The sequence below is a fragment of the Halomonas marinisediminis genome (genome assembly GCF_004347715.1).
Classification (GTDB): domain Bacteria; phylum Pseudomonadota; class Gammaproteobacteria; order Pseudomonadales; family Halomonadaceae; genus Halomonas; species Halomonas icarae.
In genome coordinates this window covers 1-381 of record NZ_SLTR01000074.1, presented here as the reverse complement: position 1 = coordinate 381, position 381 = coordinate 1, and the positions used below count along the sequence as shown (strand labels likewise).

The 381-nt window shown below is 66.7% G+C and carries 1 protein-coding gene; it reads right to left on the bottom strand.

What is annotated here, in order from left to right; translation table 11 throughout:
• On the bottom strand, positions 1-178 hold a 178-nt coding region (locus E0702_RS15865), incomplete at its 3' end, for an AAA family ATPase (protein WP_165927560.1).
• Between the last annotated feature and the right edge of the window lie 203 nt (positions 179-381).

The window sequence follows — 381 nt, the reverse complement described above, 5'->3', positions numbered from 1 at the left end:
CGGCGCCCTGGCGCACCAGGTCTGCGCGCCCGCGCCAGCCCAGCACGAAACCGAGCGCGTCGAGCAGGATCGACTTGCCCGCGCCGGTCTCGCCCGTCAGCACATTGAGCCCGGCCCGGAAATCCAGAACCAGATGGTCGATGATCAGGATGTCGCGAATGTCGAGCCGCGCCAGCATCCCCTGCCCCTCTATACGCCCATACACCTCTAGATGATGTGGCGCGTTTCCCCGCCCCACGCAAGCCCTGCCATGCCGCGCGGCAAACTCAGAGCCAGGTGCCGCGCACCATCTGGCGGTAGATCGTGCTGAGCCAGCCAGTTTCCTGCGCGTCCGGGGACAATCCGCGCTCGGTCAGCAACCGGAAGCTGTCCTCGTACCAA